The sequence below is a fragment of the Neorhizobium tunisiense genome, assembly GCF_039631515.1.
Classification (GTDB): domain Bacteria; phylum Pseudomonadota; class Alphaproteobacteria; order Rhizobiales; family Rhizobiaceae; genus Neorhizobium.
On the sequence record NZ_JBDIUU010000001.1, the window covers coordinates 1,648,014 to 1,672,274 of the forward strand.

The 24,261-nt window shown below is 61.2% G+C and carries 23 protein-coding genes, 1 tRNA gene and 1 riboswitch; of the genes, 14 read left to right on the plus strand and 10 right to left on the minus strand.

Annotated elements, in window-relative coordinates; all coding sequences use genetic code 11:
• Window positions 1-41: 41 nt before the first annotated feature.
• Window positions 42-947 (minus strand): LysR family transcriptional regulator, encoded by a 906-nt coding sequence (locus tag ABCW43_RS08635; protein WP_345923057.1) that lies wholly within the window; start codon window positions 945-947, stop codon window positions 42-44.
• 95 nt (window positions 948-1,042) lie between these two features.
• On the opposite strand from ABCW43_RS08635, the gene ABCW43_RS08640 reads away from it, so the two are divergent.
• The 9 genes from ABCW43_RS08640 (at window position 1,043) to ABCW43_RS08680 (ending at window position 10,434) form a co-directional block, all read left to right on the plus strand.
• A complete protein-coding gene (locus ABCW43_RS08640) occupies window positions 1,043-1,921 on the plus strand; it encodes an aldo/keto reductase family oxidoreductase (RefSeq protein WP_345923059.1) in 879 nt (292 codons plus the stop codon).
• 104 nt (window positions 1,922-2,025) lie between these two features.
• A complete protein-coding gene (locus tag ABCW43_RS08645) occupies window positions 2,026-2,808 on the plus strand; it encodes a DeoR/GlpR family DNA-binding transcription regulator (protein ID WP_345923417.1) in 783 nt (260 codons plus the stop codon).
• Between the two features lie 101 nt (window positions 2,809-2,909).
• Window positions 2,910-4,424 (plus strand): glycerol-3-phosphate dehydrogenase, encoded by a 1,515-nt coding sequence (gene glpD / locus ABCW43_RS08650; RefSeq protein ID WP_345923419.1) that lies wholly within the window; start codon window positions 2,910-2,912, stop codon window positions 4,422-4,424.
• A 40-nt stretch (window positions 4,425-4,464) separates the two neighbouring features.
• Window positions 4,465-5,535: an ABC transporter ATP-binding protein gene (locus tag ABCW43_RS08655; RefSeq protein WP_345923061.1), complete on the plus strand. Its 1,071-nt coding sequence runs from the start codon at window positions 4,465-4,467 to the stop codon at window positions 5,533-5,535.
• Window positions 5,536-5,545: 10 nt separating this feature from the next.
• Complete coding sequence (locus tag ABCW43_RS08660) at window positions 5,546-6,616, plus strand: ABC transporter ATP-binding protein (RefSeq protein ID WP_345923063.1); 1,071 nt, start codon at window positions 5,546-5,548, stop codon at window positions 6,614-6,616.
• 3 nt (window positions 6,617-6,619) lie between these two features.
• On the plus strand, window positions 6,620-7,486 hold the full coding sequence (locus ABCW43_RS08665; RefSeq protein WP_046628119.1) for a carbohydrate ABC transporter permease: 867 nt from the start codon (window positions 6,620-6,622) through the stop codon (window positions 7,484-7,486).
• 16 nt (window positions 7,487-7,502) lie between these two features.
• Complete coding sequence (locus tag ABCW43_RS08670; protein ID WP_345923067.1) at window positions 7,503-8,330, plus strand: carbohydrate ABC transporter permease; 828 nt, start codon at window positions 7,503-7,505, stop codon at window positions 8,328-8,330.
• Between the two features lie 16 nt (window positions 8,331-8,346).
• On the plus strand, window positions 8,347-8,628 hold the full coding sequence (locus tag ABCW43_RS08675) for a DUF2160 domain-containing protein (RefSeq protein WP_345923069.1): 282 nt from the start codon (window positions 8,347-8,349) through the stop codon (window positions 8,626-8,628).
• A gap of 75 nt (window positions 8,629-8,703) precedes the next feature.
• The gene (locus ABCW43_RS08680) at window positions 8,704-10,434 is read left to right on the plus strand and encodes an ABC transporter substrate-binding protein (RefSeq protein WP_345923071.1); all 1,731 of its coding nucleotides are present in this window, start codon (window positions 8,704-8,706) and stop codon (window positions 10,432-10,434) included.
• Window positions 10,435-10,531: 97 nt separating this feature from the next.
• Here the strand turns inward: ABCW43_RS08680 and ABCW43_RS08685 are convergent, their stop codons facing one another.
• From ABCW43_RS08685 to ABCW43_RS08695, 3 genes are all read right to left on the minus strand, one after another.
• Window positions 10,532-11,941 carry a pyridoxal phosphate-dependent decarboxylase family protein gene (locus tag ABCW43_RS08685; protein ID WP_345923073.1) on the minus strand — a complete coding sequence of 470 codons (1,410 nt, stop codon included), beginning with the start codon at window positions 11,939-11,941 and terminating at the stop codon, window positions 10,532-10,534.
• A 171-nt stretch (window positions 11,942-12,112) separates the two neighbouring features.
• Window positions 12,113-12,186 (minus strand) — tRNA-Gly (locus ABCW43_RS08690).
• Between the two features lie 53 nt (window positions 12,187-12,239).
• On the minus strand, window positions 12,240-13,334 hold the full coding sequence (locus ABCW43_RS08695) for a 2'-deoxycytidine 5'-triphosphate deaminase (protein ID WP_345923075.1): 1,095 nt from the start codon (window positions 13,332-13,334) through the stop codon (window positions 12,240-12,242).
• 74 nt (window positions 13,335-13,408) lie between these two features.
• Window positions 13,409-13,487, plus strand: a riboswitch (SAM riboswitch).
• A 44-nt stretch (window positions 13,488-13,531) separates the two neighbouring features.
• On the opposite strand from ABCW43_RS08695, the gene ABCW43_RS08700 reads away from it, so the two are divergent.
• The 3 genes from ABCW43_RS08700 (at window position 13,532) to ABCW43_RS08710 (ending at window position 16,971) form a co-directional block, all read left to right on the plus strand.
• Window positions 13,532-14,716, plus strand: a complete 1,185-nt coding sequence (locus ABCW43_RS08700) for an O-succinylhomoserine sulfhydrylase (protein WP_345923077.1) — start codon at window positions 13,532-13,534, stop codon at window positions 14,714-14,716.
• Window positions 14,717-14,888: 172 nt separating this feature from the next.
• Window positions 14,889-15,281: a Co2+/Mg2+ efflux facilitator ApaG/CorD gene (gene apaG, locus ABCW43_RS08705; RefSeq protein WP_046603197.1), complete on the plus strand. Its 393-nt coding sequence runs from the start codon at window positions 14,889-14,891 to the stop codon at window positions 15,279-15,281.
• 112 nt (window positions 15,282-15,393) lie between these two features.
• Window positions 15,394-16,971, plus strand: coding sequence for a tannase/feruloyl esterase family alpha/beta hydrolase (locus tag ABCW43_RS08710; RefSeq protein WP_345923082.1), 1,578 nt, complete (start codon window positions 15,394-15,396; stop codon window positions 16,969-16,971).
• Window positions 16,972-17,009: 38 nt separating this feature from the next.
• On the opposite strand, the gene ABCW43_RS08715 is transcribed toward ABCW43_RS08710, so the two are convergent.
• The 3 genes from ABCW43_RS08715 to ABCW43_RS08725 form a co-directional block, all read right to left on the minus strand.
• Entirely contained in the window at window positions 17,010-17,999 is a 990-nt protein-coding gene (locus ABCW43_RS08715; RefSeq protein WP_345923084.1) for an Hsp33 family molecular chaperone, read from the minus strand.
• Between the two features lie 213 nt (window positions 18,000-18,212).
• Entirely contained in the window at window positions 18,213-19,130 is a 918-nt protein-coding gene (gene argF / locus ABCW43_RS08720) for an ornithine carbamoyltransferase (RefSeq protein WP_345923086.1), read from the minus strand.
• Between the two features lie 53 nt (window positions 19,131-19,183).
• Window positions 19,184-20,380, minus strand: coding sequence for an aspartate aminotransferase family protein (locus ABCW43_RS08725; protein WP_345923088.1), 1,197 nt, complete (start codon window positions 20,378-20,380; stop codon window positions 19,184-19,186).
• Window positions 20,381-20,788: 408 nt separating this feature from the next.
• Between ABCW43_RS08725 and ABCW43_RS08730 the strand changes: the two genes are divergently transcribed.
• Together ABCW43_RS08730 and ABCW43_RS08735 are read left to right on the plus strand one after the other, a co-directional pair.
• A complete protein-coding gene (locus ABCW43_RS08730; protein ID WP_345923090.1) occupies window positions 20,789-21,325 on the plus strand; it encodes a GcrA family cell cycle regulator in 537 nt (178 codons plus the stop codon).
• 191 nt (window positions 21,326-21,516) lie between these two features.
• Window positions 21,517-21,954 carry a PACE efflux transporter gene (locus ABCW43_RS08735; protein ID WP_345923092.1) on the plus strand — a complete coding sequence of 146 codons (438 nt, stop codon included), beginning with the start codon at window positions 21,517-21,519 and terminating at the stop codon, window positions 21,952-21,954.
• 9 nt (window positions 21,955-21,963) lie between these two features.
• On the opposite strand, the gene phoB is transcribed toward ABCW43_RS08735, so the two are convergent.
• Genes phoB through pstB form a run of 3 tightly spaced genes read right to left on the minus strand, consistent with a single transcriptional unit; the run spans window position 21,964 to window position 24,252 of the window.
• Window positions 21,964-22,647: a phosphate regulon transcriptional regulator PhoB gene (gene phoB, locus ABCW43_RS08740; RefSeq protein ID WP_345923094.1), complete on the minus strand. Its 684-nt coding sequence runs from the start codon at window positions 22,645-22,647 to the stop codon at window positions 21,964-21,966.
• Window positions 22,648-22,677: 30 nt separating this feature from the next.
• Complete coding sequence (phoU, locus tag ABCW43_RS08745) at window positions 22,678-23,391, minus strand: phosphate signaling complex protein PhoU (RefSeq protein WP_007764324.1); 714 nt, start codon at window positions 23,389-23,391, stop codon at window positions 22,678-22,680.
• Window positions 23,392-23,436: 45 nt separating this feature from the next.
• Complete coding sequence (pstB, locus tag ABCW43_RS08750; RefSeq protein WP_345923097.1) at window positions 23,437-24,252, minus strand: phosphate ABC transporter ATP-binding protein PstB; 816 nt, start codon at window positions 24,250-24,252, stop codon at window positions 23,437-23,439.
• Window positions 24,253-24,261 lie beyond the last annotated feature (9 nt).

The following is a 24,261-nucleotide window of genomic DNA, read 5'->3' on the forward strand; positions in this document are numbered from 1 at the left end:
GGCCACGCCCGTCGATCGAACACAACGACAGCGTTACGCTTTCACGATTGGTTGGACGCCTTGACGAAATCGATGAAGGCCCGCAGGGGCGCTGGTACGAGCCGCCGGCCGGGATAATAGAGAAATGGACCGGAAAATTGCTGCCACCACGGCTCGAGCACAGGTTCGAGAGAGCCATTGTCAAGATGGGGCCGCAACCAGTCCTCGAACAGCAACATGATGCCGGTGCCGGCAATCGCTGCATCGACAGCAAGATCGGTTGCCGCACCTACCTGTACGATCAGCGGCCCCGTCGGATCGATCCGCACCACCTCGCCTTCCCGTTCGAATTCCCAGAGCATCATGGCGCCGCTTGTAAAACGCCCGCGAATACAGGCGTGGCCAAGCAGGTCGCGCGGGTGATCGGGACGGCCATAGCGATCGAGGTATGCGGGGGATGCCGCGGCCGCGAAACGCTGCAGGCGCGGACCGATCGGGACCGCAATCATGTCCTGCTCCAATCGCTCGTCATAGCGGATCCCGGCATCGCATCCCGCCGCCAGCACGTCGACGAAGCTGTCATCGGCGACGATTTCGAGCCGGATGTCGGGATAGGCCGCGAGAAAGCGCGGGACGACCGCCGGGAGCACCAGCCGCGCGGCGCTGACCGGTACATTGAGACGGAGAACGCCCGCAGGTTTGTCGCGAAACCTGTTAACCACGTCGAGTGCCGCGTCGACCTCGGTGAGCGCAGGGGTCAACCGGGCCAACAGGCCGGCGCCGGCTTCCGTCGGCACCACGCTGCGTGTCGTGCGATTGAGAAGCCTGACCCCGAGTTGCGCCTCGACACGCCGCACCGCCTCGCTCAATCCTGATGCGCTGCTGCCTGTTGTCCGCGCACCCTCCCGGAAGCCGCCGGCGCGCGCCACTGCCACAAAAGCATTCAGATCACTCAGGTCGATCTTCATTGTTCGAAATTCCGCACAGCCTGTGCCGACTGTACCCAATTTTCGTGCGGCCTCTCAAGGTCTATATCCGCGTCAACTTGAAAAGGAGAGATCCCATGTCGAATATCGACCAGGCAGGTACATACGTCCTCGGCGACCGCAACGTGAAACGGCTCGGCTATGGGGCCATGCAGCTTGCGGGCAAGGGTGTCTTCGGCCCGCCGAAGGACCGCGATGCGGCAATCGCGGTACTGCGCGAGGCGGTCGAGGCTGGTGTCAATCACATCGACACCAGCGACTTTTACGGCCCGCACGTGACCAACCAGATCATTCGCGAAGCACTTTATCCGTACCCCGACGATCTGATGATCGTGACCAAGATCGGTGCCATGCGCGGGGCCGACGGTTCATGGAACCCGGCATTCTCCGCCGAGCAGCTGACACAGGCTGTGCACGACAACCTGCGTAACCTTGGCCTCGACGCCATGGACGTCGTCAATCTGCGTGTCATGCTGGATGTCCACGGTCCGGCCGAAGGCTCGATCGAAGAGCACCTGACGGTTCTCGCCGAGCTGCAGCGCAAGGGCCTGGTCCGCCATATCGGGCTCAGCAACGTCACGCCGACACAGGTTGCCGAGGGTCAGGGCATCGCCAAGATCGTCTGCGTCCAGAACCAGTATAATCTCGCTCACCGGCAAGACGATGCCATGATCGACGATCTCGCCCGCGATGGCATCGCCTATGTGCCGTTCTTCCCGCTCGGCGGCTTCAGCCCGCTGCAGTCATCGACCCTGTCGGACGTTTCCCAGCGCCTCGACGCGACGCCGATGCAGGTCGCACTTGCCTGGCTGCTGCGTCGCGCACCGAATATTCTGCTCATCCCGGGAACCTCGTCCGTGGGACACCTGCGTGAAAACCTCGCCGCGGCGGAACTGCGGCTGTCGGACGCCGTGATGGCCGAACTGGAGGATGTCGCCGGCATCCGCCCCGCCTGAGCACTCCGAACATGGTCCCCACCGTGCGTCGAAAAATCGACGCACGGCATTTGCCTTTACGCGCGCTTTCGCTAAAAGTGAAAGAAAAGCGAACGGAGGGTGAGGTGTTCATCACGGACCGCCAGGCGAAGATTGTCGAACTTGCGAAGTCGGCGGGGCGAGTGCTCGTCGACGACCTGGCGGCCAAGTTCTCGGTAACCTCGCAAACGATCCGCAAAGATCTGAATGACCTGTGTGACAAGCAAATTCTCACGCGGATCCATGGCGGTGCCACTCTTCCCCGCAGCAACGAAAATGTCCGATATGACGCACGCCGGCAGATCGCCGCCGCGGAAAAACAGGCGATCGGCGTCGCTGCTGCCAACCTCATTCCGGACAACGCCTCGCTTCTCATCAACATCGGCACTACCACCGAAGCTGTCAGCGAGGCGCTGGTCAATCACCGCGAACTCATGGTGATTACCAATAATATCAACGTCGCCAACAGGTTGCGCCTTCTCGACGAAATCGAGGTGGTCATTGCCGGTGGCGTCGTTCGTCAGTCGGACGGTGGGATTGTCGGTGAAGCCGCGGTCGACTTCATCCGCCAGTTCAAGGTCGACTACGCGATCATCGGCGTTTCGGCGATCGACCCGGATGGGGCTCTTCTCGATTATGATTTTCGCGAAGTGAAAGTTGCCCAGGCGATCATCGCCAATGCCAGACACGTGATCCTGGTTGCCGACTCGACAAAATTCGAGCGCACCGCCCCCGTGCGTATCGGCCAGATCTCCCAGGTTCAGACCTTTATCACCGACCACTGCACGTCTCCTTCGATCCGGGAAATCTGTCTGCAGAACGGCGTTGCGCTCGTGGAAACTTCGAAGACGAATGCTGAAGTTCATTAGCCTCTTAGTTTCGTTTGACATTCGGAATATTTTCGATTTAATCCATTTTAAGTTCACAATGCCTAGGAGCTTGCTGCCGTTCCGGATCAGCGAGGGAAATGATGGGTCAAAAAATCCACGATATCTTCGTGATCGGCGGCGGCATCAACGGCTGCGGCATCGCACGTGATGCAGCCGGACGGGGTTACTCGGTCGCACTCGCGGAGATGGACGATTTTGCCTCGGGCACTTCCTCCGGCGCCACGAAACTCATCCACGGCGGCCTGCGCTATCTTGAGCATTACGAATTCAGGCTCGTGCGGGAATCGCTGATGGAGCGCGAAACCCTCTGGGCCATGGCACCGCACATCATCTGGCCGATGCGTTTCGTCCTGCCCTACCACAAGGGCGGGGTTCGCCCGGCATGGCTGATCCGCCTCGGCCTGTTTCTCTACGATCATCTCGGTGGCCGAAAGCTGCTGCCGCCGACCGCGGTGCTCGACATGCGCACCGACCCGGCCGGAAAGCCCCTGAAGCCGCTTTTTACCAAGGCATTCGAATATTCCGACGGCTGGGTCGACGACGCCCGCATGGTCGTGCTGAACGCTCGGGATGCCGCCGATCGCGGCGCCTTGATCCTGCCGCGCACCCGGGTGGTCGCCGCGCGCCAGGAAGGCGGTCTCTGGACAATCGAGACCGTCGGCACCCGCACCGGCAGGACCGAGACCTATCAGGCCCGCATGCTGGTGAATGCCGCTGGCCCCTGGGTGGATCAGGTGATCCGCGAGGCGCTCGGCAACAATGACGCCCGCCATGTGCGCCTTGTCCAGGGCAGCCATATCGTCGTGAAGAAGAAATTCGAAGGATCCCGCGCCTATTTCTTTCAGAACCGGGACAATCGCATTATTTTCGCGATCCCTTACGAGAACGATTTCACCCTTATCGGCACGACGGACCGGGATTATTCCGGCAATCCAAAGGATGTGAAAATCTCCGACGAGGAGACGACGTATCTCTGCAATGCGGCGAGTGAGTATTTTCGGGAACCGGTGCGACCGGCTGATATCGTCTGGACCTATTCCGCCGTTCGGCCGCTTTTTGACGACGGTGCTTCAAAGGCGCAGGAAGCAACGCGTGACTATGTGCTGAAGGTCGACGTCACTGAGGGCGCGCCTCTGCTCAACGTCTTCGGCGGCAAGCTGACCACCTATCGCCGTCTTTCGGAACATGCGCTGGAGAAAATCGGCGAAGCGATCGGAGCAAAGGGGCATTCCTGGACCGCGAAAAGCCATCTGCCCGGCGGCGATTTTGCCGCCCAGGGTTACGAGGAAGAAGTGGTAAAGCTGAAAGCCCGCTATCCGTTTCTGGAAGCAAGGCATGCGCGGCGCCTGGTGCGCCGGTACGGAACCCGCGCTGCGATGATTCTCGGCAGCGCGGCTAGGATGCAGGACCTTGGTCACCATTTCGGTGGCGACCTCTACGAGGCTGAAGTGAAATATCTTGCCGACCGTGAATGGGCCATGAGCGCGGAGGATGTGCTGTGGCGGAGAACCAAAGACGGCCTACGGCTGACTGAGACGGAAAAACAATATCTGGAGGAGTACATGGCCGCTATACCGGCAAAAATGGCCGGATAAGCGGCATGTGTTCCCAGTGTGAGGAGGCACGGGAACCCGAATGCTGGAAATGCGCAACGTCGCCAAGATGGTGGGGGGTGAATACCATATTCATCCGACCAATCTTGCACTGGATCGCGGCACGCTGAATGTATTGTTGGGCCCGACGCTCTCGGGCAAGACTTCGCTCATGCGATTGATGGCCGGGCTCGACCGTCCCACCAGCGGCTCGGTATACTTCGACGGTGCCGACGTCACCGGCGTCGCGGTGCAAAAACGCAACGTCGCGATGGTCTACCAGCAGTTCATCAATTATCCGGCCCTGACCGTCTACGAAAACATCGCCTCGCCGATGCGGATCGCCGGCAAGGACACCGCAACAATCGACCGGGAAGTCCGCAAGGCTGCGGAATTGCTGCGGTTGACGCCCTATCTCGATCGCACGCCGCTCAACCTTTCCGGGGGGCAGCAGCAGCGTACGGCGCTCGCCCGCGCACTCGTCAAGAATGCGAGCCTGGTGCTGATGGACGAGCCGCTGGCCAATCTCGACTACAAGCTTCGCGAGGAACTGCGCGAGGAACTGCCGAAGATCTTCGCGCAATCCGGTGCCATCTTCGTTTATGCGACGACCGAACCGTCCGAAGCCCTACTGCTCGGCGGCAACACGGCAACGCTCTCGGAAGGACGGATCACGCAATTCGGGCCGACGATCGAGGTCTACCGCCGCCCGGCGGACCTGGTGACGGCCAAGACATTTGCCGACCCGCCGCTCAACTTCATCGATGTGGTCAAGTCCGGTGGATCGTTCCGATATCAGGAAGCAGACAGTCTCGCGGTGCCACCGCATCTGTCCGGGGTGCCGGACGGTCCGGTGACGATCGCCTTTCATCCCCATCACCTGGGGCTCGCGGCACAGACCGGGAACGCAGCAAGGCTCAAGGCCCAGACGCAAATTTCGGAGATCACCGGCTCGGAAAGCTTCGTGCATATGCACTACAATGGCGTGCGCTGGGTCATGCTGGCACCCGGCATCCACGAAATCGATCCGGATACGGAAATCGAGCTCTTCCTCGATACCCGTCATCTGATGGCTTTCGGAACAGACGGCCGCGCCATCGCGGCGGCGGCTTGAGGAGGCGAACATGGCACGCATCACGCTCGATCACATCCGCCACGCCTACGGTCCCAACCCGAAATCCGACGCGGCCTATGCGCTGCGTGAGGTGGACCACGAATGGGCCGATGGCGGCGCCTATGCCCTGCTCGGCCCCTCCGGCTGCGGCAAGACCACCCTCTTGAATATCATTTCCGGCCTGCTGCAGCCGTCCCACGGACGTATCCTCTTCGATGGAAACGACGTCACCAATCTTTCCACGCAGGAACGCAACATTGCCCAGGTTTTCCAGTTCCCGGTCATCTACGACACGATGACGGTTTACGACAACCTGGCATTCCCCCTGCGCAACAGAGGCATCGCCGAACCGGATGTCGATCGTCGCGTCCGCGAGATGCTTGACATCATCGACCTCTCCGACTGGTCGAACCGCAAGGCCCAGCGGCTGACGGCCGACCAGAAGCAGAAGATCTCGCTCGGGCGAGGTCTCGTCCGCAACGACGTCAACGCTATCCTGTTCGATGAACCTCTGACGGTCATCGATCCGCATATGAAATGGGTGCTGCGCTCCCAGCTGAAGCGCTTCCACAAGCAATTCGGCTTCACCATGGTTTATGTGACCCATGACCAGACGGAGGCGCTCACCTTCGCCGACAAGGTGGTCGTCATGTATGACGGGCAGATCGTTCAGATCGGAACGCCGGCCGAACTCTTCGAAAGGCCGAGCCATACATTCGTCGGTTATTTTATCGGCTCTCCCGGCATGAACGTGATGCCCGCCGAGGTCCATGGCAGCACGATCACGCTCGGGAGCGAAACGATCGCCCTCGACCATGCACCAAAGATTGCCGCCGGAGACAGGGTCGAGCTCGGCATTCGCCCGGAATTCATCCGCATCGGCCGCGAAGGCATGCCGGTGACGGTGACGCGTGTCGAGGATATCGGCCGGCGGAAGATCGTTCGCGCCAACCTTGCGGGGCAGTCAATCGCGATCGTCGCTTCCGAGGATATCGAATTCCCGGCGGACCCCCGCGTCACGTTCGATCCCGGCGCGCTGAATATCTATGCCAATTCGTGGCGCGTCGGCAGGGAGGCCTGAACCATGGAAAAGACGTGGAACAACAAGGCCTGGTTTCTGGTGCTTCCCGTGCTCCTGCTCGTCGCCTTCTCGGCGGCCATTCCGTTGATGACCGTGGTGAACTATTCGGTCCAGGATACGTTCGGCAACAACGCGTTCTTCTGGGCCGGCACCGACTGGTTCGACGATATCCTGCATTCCGCCCGTTTCTGGGAAGCCCTGCAGCGCAATCTGCTTTTCTCCTTCATCATCCTTGCGCTCGAGATTCCACTCGGCATCTTCATCGCGCTGAACATGCCGAAGAAGGGCCTGGGCGTGCCTGTCTGCCTGGTGCTGATGGCCCTTCCGCTTCTCATCCCGTGGAATGTCGTCGGCACAATCTGGCAGGTCTTCGGGCGGGTCGATATCGGCCTCCTCGGACACACGCTGGCGGCACTCGGCATCGACTACAACTATGTGCGCGATCCGCTGGATGCCTGGATTACCGTCGTCGTCATGGATGTCTGGCACTGGACGAGCCTCGTCGTGCTCTTGTGCTATGCCGGTCTCGTCTCCATTCCGGATGCCTATTATCAGGCGGCCAAGATCGATGGCGCTTCGCGGTGGTCGGTGTTCCGCTACATCCAGCTGCCGAAGATGAAGCGGGTGCTGCTGATCGCAGTGCTGCTGCGTTTCATGGACAGTTTCATGATCTATACCGAGCCTTTCGTGGTCACGGGCGGGGGGCCTGGAAACTCCACGACCTTCCTGTCGATCGATCTCGTCAAGACGGCCGTCGGCCAGTTCGACCTCGGTCCGGCCGCCGCCATGTCGATCGTCTACTTCCTGATCATCCTGCTGCTGTCATGGATCTTCTACACCGTGATGACCAGCAGCGATGCAGACAATTGAAGGGGGGAGGAAAACCATGGCGAAGACAATCAAATACAAGCCTGCAGGCAATTTCTCCTGGCTGGTCTCGACGATCTACATCATCTTCCTGCTCCTGCCGATCTACTGGCTCGTCAACATGAGCTTCAAGGAAAATTCCGAGATCACCGGTGCGTTCTCGCTCTGGCCGCAGAACCCAACGATCAGGAACTACATGGTGATCTTCACGGACCCTTCCTGGTACAACGGCTACATCAATTCCATCATCTATGTGGTGCTGAACACCTTGATCTCGGTGCTGGCGGCATTGCCTGCTGCCTATGCCTTTTCGCGCTATCGGTTCCTCGGCGACAAACATCTGTTCTTCTGGCTGCTGACCAACCGGATGGCGCCACCCGCCGTCTTCGCCCTGCCCTTCTTCCAGCTCTATTCCGCCTTCGGTCTCATCGACACGCATATCGCGGTCGCCCTCGCCCACTGCCTGTTCAACGTGCCGCTTGCGGTGTGGATCCTGGAGGGCTTCATGTCGGGCGTGCCGAAGGAAATCGACGAGACCGCCTATATCGACGGCTATTCGTTCCCGCGGTTCTTCGTGAAGATCTTCATGCCGCTGATCGCCTCGGGCATCGGGGTCGCGGCCTTCTTCTGCTTCATGTTTTCCTGGGTCGAGCTTCTGCTCGCCCGCACGCTGACAACGACGGCCGCCAAGCCCATTTCCGCCATCATGACGCGCACCGTTTCGGCGTCGGGCATGGACTGGGGCGTCTTGGCAGCCGCAGGTGTACTGACCATCGTGCCTGGCGCGCTCGTGATCTATTTCGTCCGAAACTACATTGCCAAGGGCTTTGCCCTCGGCCGGGTCTGACAAGGAGGAACCACACATGGACTTTTCATGGATGGCCTGGACACTGCCGACGGCCCTGTTCTTTCTGACGATCCTCGCTCTGCTCATCGGCATGAGCATCTGGGAATATTTTGCGCCGGGCGGTTCGCCCAGGGTCGGCATCCTGCGTTTCGAGACGACACGGGGGGACCGGCTCTTCATCTCGCTGCTCGGCGCGGCATTCATTCATCTCGCATGGCTGGGGCTTATCGGCCCCAACCTGTGGTGGGCTCTTGCCCTGGCAGTGGTCTACGCGATCGGCGTCTTCCGCTTCGTCTGAAAGGCAAGCTGAAAAGGTGGCGGGAGGACCGCCACCCGGTACGAAATTGCAATCGCAAAACTCTGGGAGGATAAAATGCGACGGCATCTTATGACAACGACGGCAGCGGTGCTGCTGGCTCTGACCGGCTCCGCCTATGCCGGTATGGATGAGGCAAAGCAATTCCTCGACAAGGAAGTCGGCGAACTCTCGACGCTTTCCCGCGCCGAGCAGGAAAAGGAGATGCAATGGTTCATCGATGCGGCAAAGCCGCTTGCCGGCCTGGATATCAAGGTCGTCTCCGAAACGATCACCACGCATGAATACGAATCGAAGGTGCTGGCTCCGGCCTTCACCGCAATCACCGGCATCAAGGTCAGCCATGACCTGATCGGCGAAGGCGACGTGGTTGAAAAACTGCAGACCCAGATGCAATCCGGCGAGAACATCTATGACGGTTACGTCAACGATTCCGACCTGATTGGCACGCATTGGCGTTACCAGCAGGCACGCTCGCTCACCGACTGGATGGCGGGCGAAGGCAAGGACGTCACCAACCCCGGCCTCGATCTCCAGGACTTCATCGGCCTGAAGTTCACGACCGCACCGGACAAGAAGCTCTACCAGCTGCCGGACCAGCAGTTCGCCAACCTCTACTGGTTCCGCTACGACTGGTTCAACGACGCGAAGAACAAGGCCGACTTCAAGGCCAAGTATGGCTACGAGCTCGGCGTGCCCGTCAACTGGTCGGCCTATGAGGATATTGCCGAATTCTTCACCGGTCGCGACGTGGGCGGCAAGAAGGTCTATGGTCACATGGACTATGGCAAGAAGGATCCTTCGCTCGGCTGGCGCTTCACCGACGCGTGGCTGTCCATGGCCGGCAACGGCGACAAGGGCCTTCCGAACGGCCTGCCGGTCGACGAATGGGGCATCAAGGTCAACGAAAAGTCGCAGCCGGTCGGCTCCTGCGTCGCGCGCGGCGGGGACACCAACGGCCCGGCAGCCGTCTACTCGATCCAGAAATACCTCGACTGGATGAAGGCCTATGCGCCGGCCGCCGCCCAGGGCATGACCTTCTCGGAATCCGGACCCGTGCCGGCCCAGGGCGAGATCGCCCAGCAGATGTTCATGTACACGGCCTTCACCGCCGACATGGTGAAGCCCGGCCTGCCCGTCATGAACCAGGACGGTACGCCGAAATGGCGTTTCGCGCCGTCTCCGCATGGCGTCTATTGGAAGGACGGCATGAAGCTCGGCTATCAGGACGTCGGCTCCTGGACGCTGATGAAATCGACGCCCACCAACCGCGCCAAGGCGGCCTGGCTCTATGCCCAGTTCGTCACCTCGAAGACGGTGGACGTCAAGAAGAGCCATGTCGGCCTGACCTTGATCCGCGAAAGCACCATCCGGCACAAGAGCTTCACGGACCGCGCACCGAAGCTCGGCGGCCTGATCGAGTTCTATCGTTCCCCGGCCCGCGTCCAGTGGTCGCCGACCGGCACGAACGTGCCTGACTATCCGAAGCTGGCGCAGCTCTGGTGGCAGGCGATCGGCGATGCGTCCTCGGGCGCCAAGACCGCCCAGGCGGCGATGGACTCGCTTTGCTCAGAGCAGGAAAAGGTCCTGCAGCGCCTGGAACGCGCCAAAGTCCAGGGCGACATGGGTCCGAAGCTCGCCGAGGAACACGATCTTGCATACTGGAACAAGGACGCGGTCGCCAAGGGCAACCTCGCTCCCCAGCTCAAGGTCGCCAACGAGAAGGAAAAGCCCGTCACCGTCAACTATGACGAGCTCGTAAAGAGCTGGGCTGACGCCAAGAAGTGAAGCCGGCTCGCCGGGCGCTCATCGCGCCCGGCGGCCACCGACTGCAAGGTCTCTGTCGCCGGCGCCTCTTGAGCCCGAATAGACTGCCTGCCGCAACTCAGCTGGCCAACCGTTCCTTCCGGAACGCTGCCGATACCGTCTCCGCGGCCAGCATGGCCGTGTTCGCGTCAGTGCGGTAGTTGCTGACGGAGATGCGCATAACATCGATCCCTCTCCACTTGGCTCCAGTCACGAAGATCGTTCCCTCGCGCTGCAACCGCGCAATGGTTCTTCTCGTCACCTCGTCGGCATCGGTGGTCGAGAGATCCGAGCCGAAGCGGCAGATCACCTGATTCAGGTCGACGTCGTTCAGGATCTCGATCCCTGGTTCGCGCGACAGATGTTCGGCAATGATCCGCGCCGAGGAGCAGCAACCTTCGACGAGACGGGCGATGCCGTTTCGGCCGAGATGCTTCATCATTGCCCAGGTCGCAAAACCGCGTGCTCGTCTTGAAAGCTCCGGCACGTAGTGTGACGGATCCCGCTCCCCTTCCGCCGCGATGGGGAGGTAGCTGGCAGCGATCGTCATGGCGTGCCGGTGAGCGACCTCGTCCCTTACAATCGCATAACCGCTGTCATAGGGGGTCTGAAGCCACTTGTGGCCGTCGGTGGCCCAGCTATCCGCCAACTCCACTCCAGGACAAAGATGCCGGGTCGAAGGAGAAGCTTTGGCCCATAGGCCAAATGCACCATCCACATGTATCCAGGCATCCCTGCTCCTGGCGATCGGGATGAGCTCAGCGAAAGGATCGAAAGCTCCCGTGTTGATCTGTCCGGCCTGAAGGATGGCGATCATTGGACCAGCCGCTTTGTCGACCGCTTCCTCGAAATGCCGGGCAACAATACGCCCCTGCCGGTCTGTGACTATCCTGACGACGCGGTCATGCCCAAGTCCAAGGAACTGCAAGGCTGAGAAAACCGTCGTGTGGGCATCGTCACCCATGATGACGGTGATCGGCGGTGCGCCGAATAGCCCGTCCGCATCGACGTTCCAGCCGGCCCGGCGAAGCACCTCGCCTCTTGCCGCGGCCAGACAGCTGAAGTTGGCTACAGTCGCCCCTGTCACAAAGCCCACGGAAGATTGCGCAGGCAGGCCGAGAACGTCCAGGAGCCATGTGGCTGCCACCTTCTCGAAAGACGCGGCGGCAGGGGACGCGGTGTGATTACCTGCATTCTGCCCCCAGGCGCTGGTGAGGAAGTCTGCCGCCACGCCCATCGGATGCGAGCCGCCGATTACCCAGCCGAAGAAACTCGGCCCCGTCGTTCGGTGCAGCCCCGGCTCTGCCTTTTCCACGAGATGCAGGAGGACCTCCTCCATTGCGAGAGTTTCCTCCTGGAGATCTTCGGCGAGCGTCGCCAGGCATTCCTTGTACTGCAATTGCGGGCGGTGGAGCCGAGGCTCGGCCTGGCGGAAGCCGGCGGCCAGGCGTGCCGCCTCTGCGAAAAGCGTGTCTATGCCCTCAGCCATGGACGGTGCCTCCCTATCATCGCGACTGCGATGGCGGCTCGTGGTGCATGCTGGTTCTAGTTATCGGAACTCTGTGCGGCAGCTTACCATAATATGGGCAGTTCCCTAACCCCACGCTCCATCATCAAATGATGGAGGCGATGACTGTCGCGTTCAGGCAGACGGGATAGCTGGAGCGGGTGAAGGGAATCGAACCCTCGTATTCAGCTTGGGAAGCTGCTGCTCTACCATTGAGCTACACCCGCGTCGGCTCGCAGATTTCCAACAGACGGCTTCGCCTGTCAAGCCGCAGGTGGCGTCAGGCGCGAAAATGCTTCGACAGCTTCAGTCCCTGGGCCTGGTAGTTGGAACCGAGACCTGCGCCGTACATGCCTTCGGGTCTTTCCAGCATGTGTTCGTAGACGAGGCGGCCGACGATCTGGCCGTCTTCGAGGATGAAGGGTACTTCGTGGCTGCGCACTTCGAGCACCGCGCGGCTGCCGCGCCCGCCCGCGGCCTCGTGGCCGAAGCCCGGATCGAAGAAGCCGGCATAATGGACGCGGAATTCGCCGACCAGCGGATCGAAGGGCGTCATCTCGGCCGCATAGAGCGGCGGCACGTGCACCGCCTCGCGCGATACGAGGATGTAGAACTCGTCGGGATCAAGGATCAGTTCGTTGCGGCCGCGGCTGTAAAGCGGTTCCCAGAAATCGAAGATGTCGTGCTGGGCCTTTTTGTCCACATCGACTACGGCCGTGTGGTGCTTGCCGCGATAGCCGATCAGGCCGGCGCTGTCGCCGGAAAGATCGATGGACAAAGCGATGCCGCCGCCGGAGACATTCGGCTTGGCGGATGCAACGAGGGTTTCGCCGTTGTGGAGCTGCAGGAGGTCCGGCTCGCCAAGCAGCGCGTTGCCGACGCGAAAACGGATCTGCGACAGGCGCGAACCGCGGCGCACCACGATCGGGAAAGTACGCGGCGAGATTTCAAGATAGAGAGGCCCGGAGTACCCGGCGGGGATCTTGTCGAATTCCTGGGCATAATCGGTGATGACGCGGGTAAAAATGTCGAGCCGGCCGGTGGAGCTCTTCGGATTGGCGGAAGCGGACATATTGGCCGGCAGGTCGAGCCGTTCCATCAGCGGCACGATGTAGACGCAGCCGGTTTCGAGCACGGCGGCTTCCGAGAGGTCGATCACGTGCAGTTTGAGGCGATCGAGCTTGTCGGAGACGAGGCTCGTCGGGCCCGGCATGAAGCTCGCGCGGACGCGAAAAGCCTTGGCGCCCAGGCGCAGGTCGAGGCTTGCAGGCTGGATCTGGTCCAGATCGAGCTCGCGCTCGGAGATCAGCCGTCCACTGTCGAAAAGCGCCGCGATTGCGCGGTCCGCCAAAATTCCTGTTTCGCGAGCCATCATGTCTCTCTTAAAGTTTTCGAGGCGACAAAACCAAATGCGAGCCATTGACGCAAGCGGGGCGTGGCGCTATGCCACTCTTATCCCGTGGTGATTTGGCCGGTCGGCTTGCAGCCACGTTAAATAAGTGGCTAAAAAGACCGGGTGCGAAACCGGTCTGCTTATGCGACCGGTTTTTTTGTTCTGAATGGGGAACACGCATGACTAACAAATGGCGCCCGGCAACCCAGCTCGTACACGGCGGCACGTTGCGTTCGCAATATGGCGAAACCTCGGAAGCGATCTTCCTCACCCAGGGTTTTGTCTATGACACCTCGGAAGCGGCCGAAGCCCGTTTCAAGGGCGAGACCGACGGTTTCATCTACGCCCGCTACGGCAGCCCGACCAATGACATGTTCGAAAAGCGCATGTGCATGCTGGAAGGCGCCGAAGACGCCCGCGCCACCGCCTCGGGCATGGCTGCCGTCACCGCCGCGATCCTCTGCCAGCTGAAGGCCGGCGACCACATCGTCGCGGCCCGCGCCCTGTTCGGCTCCTGCCGCTGGGTAGTCGAGACGCTCGCTCCGAAATACGGCATCGAATGCACGCTGGTCGATGGCCGCTTCCTGGAAAACTGGGAAAAGGCGATCACCCCGAAGACCAAGGTGTTCTTCCTGGAAAGCCCGACCAACCCGACGCTCGAAGTGGTCGATATCGCCGGCGTCGCCAGGCTCGCCAACCAGGTCGGCGCCAAGGTCGTCGTCGACAACGTGTTTGCGACCCCGCTCTTCCAGAAGCCGCTGGAACTCGGTGCGCATATCGTCGTCTATTCGGCGACTAAGCATATCGACGGCCAGGGCCGTTGCCTTGGTGGTGTCGTGCTGTCCGACAAGGAATGGATCGACGAGAACCTGCACGACTATTTCCGCCATACCGGCCCGGCGATGTCGCCGTTCAACGCCTGGACGCTGCTGAAAGGCATCGAGACCCTGCCACTGCGCGTCAAGCAGCAGACGGAAAGCGCCTCGAAGATCGCCGACTTCCTCGCCGACCAGAAACAGGTCGCGAAGGTCATCTATCCGGGCCGCAAGGACCATCCGCAGGCCGATATCGTCGCCCGGCAGATGAAGGCGGGTTCGACGCTGGTCTGCTTTGAGCTGAAGGGCGGCAAGGACGCGGCCTTCAGGCTTCAGAACGCGCTCGAAATCGTGCGGATCTCCAACAATCTCGGCGACGCCAAGAGCCTGATCACTCATCCGGCGACGACGACGCACAAGAACCTGACCGACGAGGCCCGTGCCGAACTCGGCATCTCGCCCGGCACCGTGCGCCTGTCGGCCGGTATCGAGGACACCGACGACCTGATCGAGGATTTTGCTCAGGCGCTTTCCAAGGCGGGCATGTAAGCGTTCGCTTTTCGAGATAGTGGCCGGGGTGGTGTATGGCATCGGAAATTCACCATCCCGGTTATCCTTAACTTCAACAAATCCTCACACTCGGTTGTTCAAACCGCGAGAATTCTTGACGTTGCGGTCCCTCTGTACAATATCGAAGCAGTGAGAATTGTTGAGGTGTCGCATGTATCGCGCCCGGACAAGAGATATCGATGTCGCCGTCGAACCCTACTATCTGGAGGAGCAATCCAATCCGGAAGAGAGCCGCTATGTCTGGGGATATCGCATCGTCATCGAGAATCATTCGACGCTTACCGTGCAGCTCGTGCATCGCTACTGGCATATTACCGACCAGAACGGCATTGTCGACGAGGTGGACGGGCCGGGGGTCGTGGGCGAGCAGCCGCGGCTGAAGCCGGGCGACAGTTATGAATATTCCTCGGGCTGTCCGCTCGACACACCATCGGGGCTGATGTTCGGCCACTACGACATGCAGACAGATGAAGGCGAGACCTTCGAGGTGACGATCCCGGCCTTTTCGCTGGATTCGCCCGGCCTGATGCGCGTTCTCAACTAGACCGCGCCACCGACGACGACCTTCAGCTTATGGGTTGCGTCGGTTTTTCTATTTGTTGCCCCCTCCCTCCTGCGGCATCCTGTCGTCGTCAAACGGTCTTTGGGAGGAGAACTTGACAACAAGACCCATTCTGCTGGTGGCCTGCGCCTTGCTGGCGCTTGCGACCTTCGCTCCGGCACACGCACAAAACAAAAGCAGTTTCATCGACCAGAAGGACAGGTCGGATTTCGCATCCGCCACCGTCTCGCCGCAGATCGCCTGCGGCATGCTGAACAGCCAGTCATTTGCGGACGTCACGACGCTGAAGGCCAAGCATGTGGCAGGCGTCGGGAACGTGCCGGGCCATTGCCAGGTCACCGGCTATATCCGCCCGCAGGTTCGCTTCGAAATCACCCTGCCGGACAACTGGAACCGGCGGCTCTACATGTTCGGCAATGGCGGCTATGCCGGCGAGGACCTCGCCGCGCCCTCCAGGATAGCGACCCGCAATGCGGCGCTTTCGAAAGGTTTTCTCACCGTCCAGCAGAATACCGGCCATGACGCGGTGACCTACAAGCTTGGAGACTTCGCGGAAGATCTCGGCCTGCTGATCGACTACGGCTCACGCGCGGTGCATGTGACGGTCGATACGGCCAAGGCGATTGCCGCGCGCTATTACGACCGGCACCCCTCCTTCTCCTACTGGGATGGCTGCTCGACCGGCGGACGCCAGGGCCTGATGGCGGCACAGCGTTATCCGGGCGATTTCGACGGCATTCTCGCCGGGGCTCCGGTTCTCGATCTCACCAATACGCAGATCTGGGGCGTCTGGAATGCGCGGGCTCTGCTCAAGGCGCCGATCAGCCGGGCTCAGCTTCCGGTGCTCGCCAAGGCGGTGATGGACAAGTGCGACGCCATCGACAGTGCCAAGGACGGCATGATCGCCGATCCTCGCCAATGCAATTTCGATCCGGCCAAGGACCTGAAGATCTGCGAGGCGGGAGGTTCCGACTGCTTTACGCCGGCGCAGGTGGAGACGCTAAGGACTCTCGCCGGCGGGGTGAAGATCAAGGGGGAAACGATTTTCCCCGGGGTGCAGTACGGCACAGAGGGTATCGATCCGACCGGAGTGAGCGGCTGGGACATGTGGATGGTATCCGACCAGGGGCCGAGCCGGCAGCTGGCCTATGGCGAGACCTTCGTCAAGAACATGGCGATGCTGCCCGCCTCCGGAAAAGCGATCGACTGGAAGACATTCGACTTCGATAGCGAATATCCGAAGATAGGCGCGATCCGCGAGATCGTCGACGCCACCAACCCGGATCTCAGCGAATTCCAAAAACGTGGCGGGCGGATGATCACCTATTTCGGCTGGTCCGATCCGGCGCTCAACCCGATGATGGGCGTCAACTACTACGAGACCGTCCGCAAACAGATGGGCGCCGAGCGGACTGCGGAGTTCTACCGCCTGTTCATGGTGCCCGGCATGTTCCACTGCACCGCGGGTTACGGCACGGATGTCTTCGACGCCTTCACGCCACTGATGGACTGGGTGGAAAACGGCAAGGCACCCGAGATGATCCGGGCGAGCCAAATCAAGGAAGGCAAGCCGGTGATGACGCGGCCGCTTTGCCCTTATCCTCAATCGGCCAGATATTCCGGCAGCGGCGATCTGAAGGATGGCACGAACTTCGAATGCAAGATGCCTTGAAGTGAAAACGGCGGGAAGAAACTCCCGCCGTTCGACAATCAGGCTGCAGCGAATTCGTCCACCTTGTAGCGATAGGTGGTCGAACAGAACTCGCAGGTGACGGCGATCTCGCCGTCTTCCTCGCTCGCCTCGATCTCCTCGGCGGAGAACCCTGAGAGAACGCCCTTGATCTTGTCGCGCGAGCAGCTGCAGCGGTCGAACACCGGGTGCGGCGCATAGACCCGCACGCCGCGCTCATGGAACAGACGAAACAGCAGCCGTTCGATTGCGACCCGCGGGTCTGTCAGCTCATCGGTATCGATGGTTTCCACCAGCGTGCGGGCTTCGGCCCAGGAATCGTCATGGGCAAATTCGAAGTCGCGCTCATCGCCGTCGCCGCCATGCAGGTCCGGCTGCCGCATGCGCTCGGGCGCCTGCGGCAGGAACTGCGCGACAAGCCCGCCTGCCCGCCAATTGTGACGCGGCTTGCCATCGGCATCGCGGTCGAACAGTTCGGCGACGCCCAGACGGACCTTGGTCGGGATCTGCTCCGACTGACGGAAATAGACGCCGGCGATCTCCTCGAGTGATGAGCCGTCCATCGGCACGATGCCTTGATACGGCTGCATGCCGCGGCCCTGGTCGATGGTGAAGGCAAGAACGCCGCGTCCCAAAAGGTCGGGCGGTGAGGTTCGGCCTTCCTTGATCGCTTCAGCCAGCGCTTCCTCGTCATAACGGGCATAGGCACGAAGACTGTCGGGCGTCGAGAAATCCGCGACCAGCAGATCGACCGGGCCGTCGCCCTTGGTCTGCACCGTGAACTTGCCATCGAATTTCAGCGAGGTGCCGAGCAGGGCCGTCAGCACGATCGCCTCGGCAAGCAGCCGCGCGACCGGGCCGGGATATTCGTGACGGCTGAGGATGGAGTTGAGCAGCGGCCCGAGCTGGACCGCACGGCCGCGCACGTCGAGCCCCTCCACCTGGAAGGGAACGACCCGGTCGTCGCCGGCAAAGTCGAGTTCGTTGAGTTCCACAGTCGCTTCCGCCATGACTTCGCTCCTTCGCGCCGACCCAAAAACCTTTACACAAGCGCCAGCCCGAGCGGAACCGCTGGCCGGAGGAAAAGACGTCGACGATGTGTGTTGAAACGCCAGTCCAGAAGACGGCGTATTGTTGAAAGCCGACAGATGGGGGATTGCGGGGCGGAAATCAAGGTTCTATCGCCGCCGCCCTCCGCTTCCGCCCCGTCCGGGACGCTGAACTCAGACGGCGCCGAAGCACCAGGCGAGAATGGACTTCTGCGCGTGCAGGCGGTTTTCAGCCTCGTCGAAGACGACCGACTGCGGACCGTCGATCACCTCGTCGGTGACTTCCTCGCCGCGGTGAGCCGGCAGGCAGTGCATGAACAATGCATCCTTGTCGGCACGCTTCATCAGGTCGGCATTGACCTGGAACGGCTGGAAGACGTTGTGGCCGCGCGCCTTGTGCTCCTGGTTCATCGACACCCACGTGTCGGTGACGATGCAATCGGCGCCGGCAACCGCCTTTTCGGCATCATGGCAAAGCATGATGTTGCCGCCGTTGTTGCGCGCCCAGTTGAGGAACTTGTCAGCGGGTTCCGAGCCCATCGGCACCGCCATGTTCATGCGATAGCCGAAACGGGCGGCACCTTCGACGAAGGAATGCAGCACGTTGTTGCCGTCGCCGGTCCAGGCGATCGTCTTGCCCGCGACCGGTCCGCGATGTTCCTCGAAGGTCATGATATCGGCCATGATCTGGCATGGATGCGTGTCGTCGGTCAGGGCGTTGATGACCGGCACGGTCGCGTGTTCGGCGAGTTCCAGCATGCGGGCGTGATCCGTGGTACGGATCATGATCGCATCGACATAACGCGACAGGACCTTGGCCGTATCGCCGATCGTCTCGGCGCGGCCGAGCTGCATTTCGGTACCCGACAGAAACAGCGTTTCGCCGCCGAGTTGGCGCATGCCGACATCGAAGGAGACGCGGGTGCGCGTGGAGGGCTTTTCGAAGATCATCGCCAGCATCTTGCCGGCGAGCGGCTTTTCCGCCGTGCCGGCCTTGGTCGCCTGCTTGCGGGCCTTCGCGTCCTCGAGGATGGCCCTGAGATCAGCCGCGGAAACAGCGGAAAGATCGAGAAAATGCTTGGGAGATGCCATTTGATGTTCCCTGTGAAGCGGGAAACCTACGACGGCGTCCCGCTTTTGCCCGCTCAGGCCGATTTCTTCATCTGGGAAGCGGAAAGCTTTTCCGCCGCCCTCTCGATGCGGGCAAGCCCCTCGCGGGCTTCCTCCGCTGTGACTGTGAGCGGTGGCAGGAGACGCACCACGTTGTCGCCGGCCGGAATGGCCAGCATGTGTTCGCCGCGTATGGCGGCAACCAGATCACCCGCGGGCACCTTCGCCTTCACGCCGAGCAGCAGGCCTTCACCACGAATGTCCTCGATGACATCGGGGAAGCGGTCCTTCAGGCTCGCGAGCCCCTGGCGCAAGACCAAGGCGACATCCCGGACGTTTTCCAGGAAGCCGTCGCCGAGGATCACGTCGAGTACGGCGTTGCCGACCGCCGTGGCCAGCGGATTGCCGCCGTAAGTCGTGCCATGGGTGCCGGCGGTCATGCCGGAGGCGGCTTCCGCCGTGGCAAGGCAGGCGCCGAGCGGGAAGCCGCCACCGATGCCCTTGGCAAGCGCCATGATGTCGGGCGTCACGCCCGCCCATTCATAGGCGAACAGCCTGCCGGAACGGCCGACGCCGGTCTGGACTTCGTCGAAGATCAGCAGCAGACCGTTGTCGTCACAGACCTGGCGCAACGCCTGGAGGAATTCCTTCGGAACCGGCCGGACGCCTCCCTCTCCCTGGATCGGCTCGATCAGAATAGCCGCGGTCGCATCGGTGATCGCGGCCTTCAGGGCGTCGATGTCGCCGAACGGCACCTGATCGAAGCCTTCGACCTTCGGGCCGAAGCCTTCGAGATATTTCGCCTGGCCGCCGGCAGCGATGGTCGCCAGCGTACGGCCGTGGAAGGCACCTTCGAAGGTAATGATATGGAAGCGCTCCGGATGCCCCTTCACGAACTGATAGCGGCGCGCCGTCTTGATGGCACATTCCAGGGCCTCGGCGCCGGAATTGGTGAAGAACACCTTGTCCGCGAAAGAGTTGTCGGCGAGACGACGCGCCAGCTTCTCCTGGCCGGGCTGCTCGAAGAGGTTGGACGTGTGCCACACCTTGTCGGCCTGCGCCTTCAGCGCACCAACGAGATGCGGATGTCCGTGGCCGAGCGAATTGACCGCGACGCCGGAACCGAAATCGAGATATCGCTCCCCACTTTCCGTCACAAGCCATACGCCCTCGCCGCGCTCGAAACGCAGCGGAGCCCGGGCAAACGTGTCGAAAAGCGCGGCTTCAGCCATGGCGACATCACTCCTCTAGGCAGTCCAAAAAGGCCCATGGAACGGGCCGAAAAAACCAAAAATGCCGCCCACTGGGCGGCGGGGGCACTATCGGGGTTTAGGCCATCAATGTCAACAAAGCTCGGCGTTTTGGGCGGATCCGGGCCGGAAGGCGAAAGGCGCCGGCCAATGTGACAAAAATGACTCTCCCGGACAGCAAGTTGGGGAAAACCACGAAATCGATTCCCGCAGATTCTCCCGACTCTTGCCACGGAGTCAGCCTCACACTAGGTTAAAGATCAATTACTAGACTGCATGCGGCGGAACTAGTCACCTCAAGCATAGATATAGTGGGTGCTGCGAAATGAATTTCGCAGCAAAGGTGGAAGGATTCTGCATGCCAGCAACGTTCAAAGGCGGAGAACGGGCATGAACTGGACAGACGAGCGTGTCGAGAAGCTCAAAAGATTATGGTCGGAGGGCCTCAGCGCCAGCCAGATCGCAGCGCAACTTGGAGGCGTAAGCCGAAATGCCGTGATCGGCAAGGTGCATCGTCTGAGCCTGCCGGGTCGGGCGAAAGCCGGCGGCACGGTAGCGACGGGCCGTTCATCTGCGGCCAAGCGCACGACGTCGGCGCCGCGAGCCCCGAACTATGCATCGCGCGTCGCGACCCGGACCGTTACCCGCGCCGTTGGTGCGACGATGGTCAAGGAAGAGGTCGAAATCGAGCCCTATCAGGAGATGGAATATCGTCCCGCCTCCAACGTGGTGGTGCCGATCTCCCGTCGCCTTGCATTGACCGAACTCACCGAGCGCACCTGCAAATGGCCGGTCGGCGATCCGCTCAAGGACGACTTCCACTTCTGCGGCTGCGAATCCCCGGATGCTTCGCCCTATTGCAGCTATCACGCAAAGCTCGCCTACCAGCCGGTCAACGAGCGGCGCAAGGTTGCTGCTCGGGTCTGAGCGGCAAGGCGACACGAGGGCTAGATCGGAAGCGGGCTTGAGGTCCGCTTTTTTGTTGCTGCATGGCAGATATGCCAGGCCCAAGCCTTGCTGCCGGGCGGCATTGCGCCTATTTCCAAAACAGCGAGGACGACCTCCCCCATTCGGGCAGAAACTCCGGGACGACCCGGAACAGAACCCAGGAGGTCATCATGCGCTCGACACGCGACCGTATCCGCCATGCCATCAGCTTCGAACTGATCGGGCTCGCTCTCATCACGCCGCTCGGCGCTATCGCCTTCGGCATGCCGGCTGCCGATATCGGCGTGGTCGGCATCGGCAGCGCGACGATCGCCACCGGCTGGAACTATCTTTACAATCTCGGCTTCGACCATCTGATGCAGCGCTTCACCGGCACCACACAGAAAAGCACCGCGATACGCGTGGCGCATGCGGTGTTGTTCGAACTTGGTCTGCTGATCGCGCTTTTGCCGCTGATCGCCTGGTATCTCGGCGTCAGCATCCTCCATGCTCTGATGATGGATGTGTCTTTCGCGGTCTTCTACGTGGTCTATGCCTTCGTCTTCAACTGGGCCTATGACCGGATCTTTCCGCTGCCGGAATGGCAGCGGCAGACCGAGGCGGCTTGAGTCGGCTCGTTAAGATTCCATCGAGTAACCCGCGCCGCGGACGGTGCGGATGACATCCTGCATGTTGGAGAAGTTGAGCGCTTTTCTCAGGCGCCCGACATGCACGTCTACGGTACGCTCATCGACATAGATGTCGTGGCCCCAGACGCCATCCAGAAGCTGCGACCGTGAGAACACACGGCCGGGCGAGGCCATCAGGAATTCCAGAAGGCGGAATTCGGTCGGGCCGAGGCGCACTTCACGGCTCTTGCGGTGAACGCGATGGGTTTCCCGATCGAGTTCGATATCGCCGCAACGGAGCACGCTGGAGAGCACTTCGGGACGGGCGCGGCGCAGCATCGCCTTGACGCGGGCCATCAGCTCCGGGGTCGAGAAGGGTTTTACCACATAGTCGTCAGCGCCGGTGGCGAGGCCGCGAACACGTTCGCTCTCCTCGCCGCGGGCCGTCAGCATGATGATCGGCAGGCGTTCCGTTTCCGAACGCGTGCGCAGACGGCGGCAGAGTTCGATGCCGGAAACGCCGGGTAGCATCCAGTCGAGTATCAGAAGATCCGGCGTACGCTCCTGAAGCCGGATTTCGGCTTCATCCCCCCGCAGGATCGTCTCGACCTCATAACCTTCCGCTTCGAGATTGTAGCGAAGAAGCACGCTGAGTGCTTCTTCATCCTCCACCACAGCGATTTTAGGCAGCATTTCAGCTCTGCTCCGTCAGCATTCCATCATTTATTCGGTGATCGCGCCGAGTGTGTTCGACGAGTCGTCCTTCGGGCGATCGCCCTCCGGCTGGGCGCCGGTCGTCATGTAGTAGATGGTCTCGGCGATGTTGGTGGCGTGGTCGCCGATACGCTCGATGTTCTTGGCGCAGAACAGCAGGTGCGTGCAGGTGGTGATGTTGCGCGGATCCTCCATCATGTAGGTGAGGAGTTCGCGGAACAGCGAGGTGTACATCGCGTCGATTTCCTCGTCGCGGATGCGGATCGCCTCGGCCTTCTCCGCCGAACGTGTCGCGTAGACGTCGAGGACGTCCTTGAGCTGCACGAGGGCGAGATCGGAGAGATGTTCCAGACCGCGGGCGAGCTTGCGCGGAACGCCTGTGCCCTGAACCGCGATAACGCGCTTGGCGGTGTTCTTGCCAAGGTCGCCGACGCGCTCCAGATCGGAGGCGATGCGCAACGAACCGACAATCTCGCGAAGGTCGGCCGCAACCGGCTGGCGGCGGGCGATCGTGATGATCGCCTTGTCGCCGATCTCGCGCTCGGCGTGATCGAGGATCACGTCGTCGGAGATGACCTTCTGCGCGAGTGCGGCGTCGGAATTGACCAGCGCACGCACGGCGTCCGAGCACATCTGCTCGGCGAGGCCACCCATTTCGGAGATGCGGCGGCTCAGGTATTTCAGTTCGTCGTCATATGCCGACAGGATATGGGTCGATGCCATCTTCTAGTCCTCAAAATTGATTTTCAGGCGGCACAATCGGCTGGATCAGCCGAAACGGCCCATGATGTAATCCTGGGTGCGCTGATCGTCGGGATTGGTGAACATCTTGTCGGTGTCGTTCTCCTCGACGAGTTGGCCGAGATGGAACATGGCGGTGCGCTGCGACACGCGGGCAGCCTGCTGCATCGAGTGCGTCACGATGACGATCGTGTAGTTGGCACGCAGTTCATGGATGAGTTCTTCAACCTTGGCGGTCGCGATCGGGTCGAGAGCCGAGCAGGGTTCGTCCATCAGGATGACTTCCGGCGACACGGCGATCGCACGGGCGATGCACAGACGCTGCTGCTGACCGCCGGAGAGGCCGGTGCCGGATTCGTGCAGGCGATCCTTGACTTCGCCCCAGAGGCCAGCGCGCTGCAGGCTCGCCTCGACGATCTGGTCCATATCGGCCTTGCTCTTGGACAGGCCGTGGATGCGCGGACCGTAGGAGACGTTCTCGTAGATGGTCTTCGGGAACGGGTTCGGTTTCTGGAAAACCATGCCGACACGGGCGCGAAGTTCCACGACGTCGATGTTCTGGTCGTAGATATCGTCCGCATCGAGGGTGATCTTGCCGGTGACGCGGCAATTCTCGATCGTGTCGTTCATGCGGTTGAGGCAGCGCAGGAAGGTGGACTTGCCGCAGCCGGAAGGACCGATGAGAGCCGTCACAGTGTTTTCGCGGACGTTGAGGTTCACGTCGAAAAGCGCACGCTTTTCGCCGTAATACACCGAAACGTCCTTACCGATCATCTTGTGGGGAGCATCGCTCATCTTTTGGTCCAGCGCCTTTTCTACTGCCGATTCTGACATCATATTCATTGTCATACT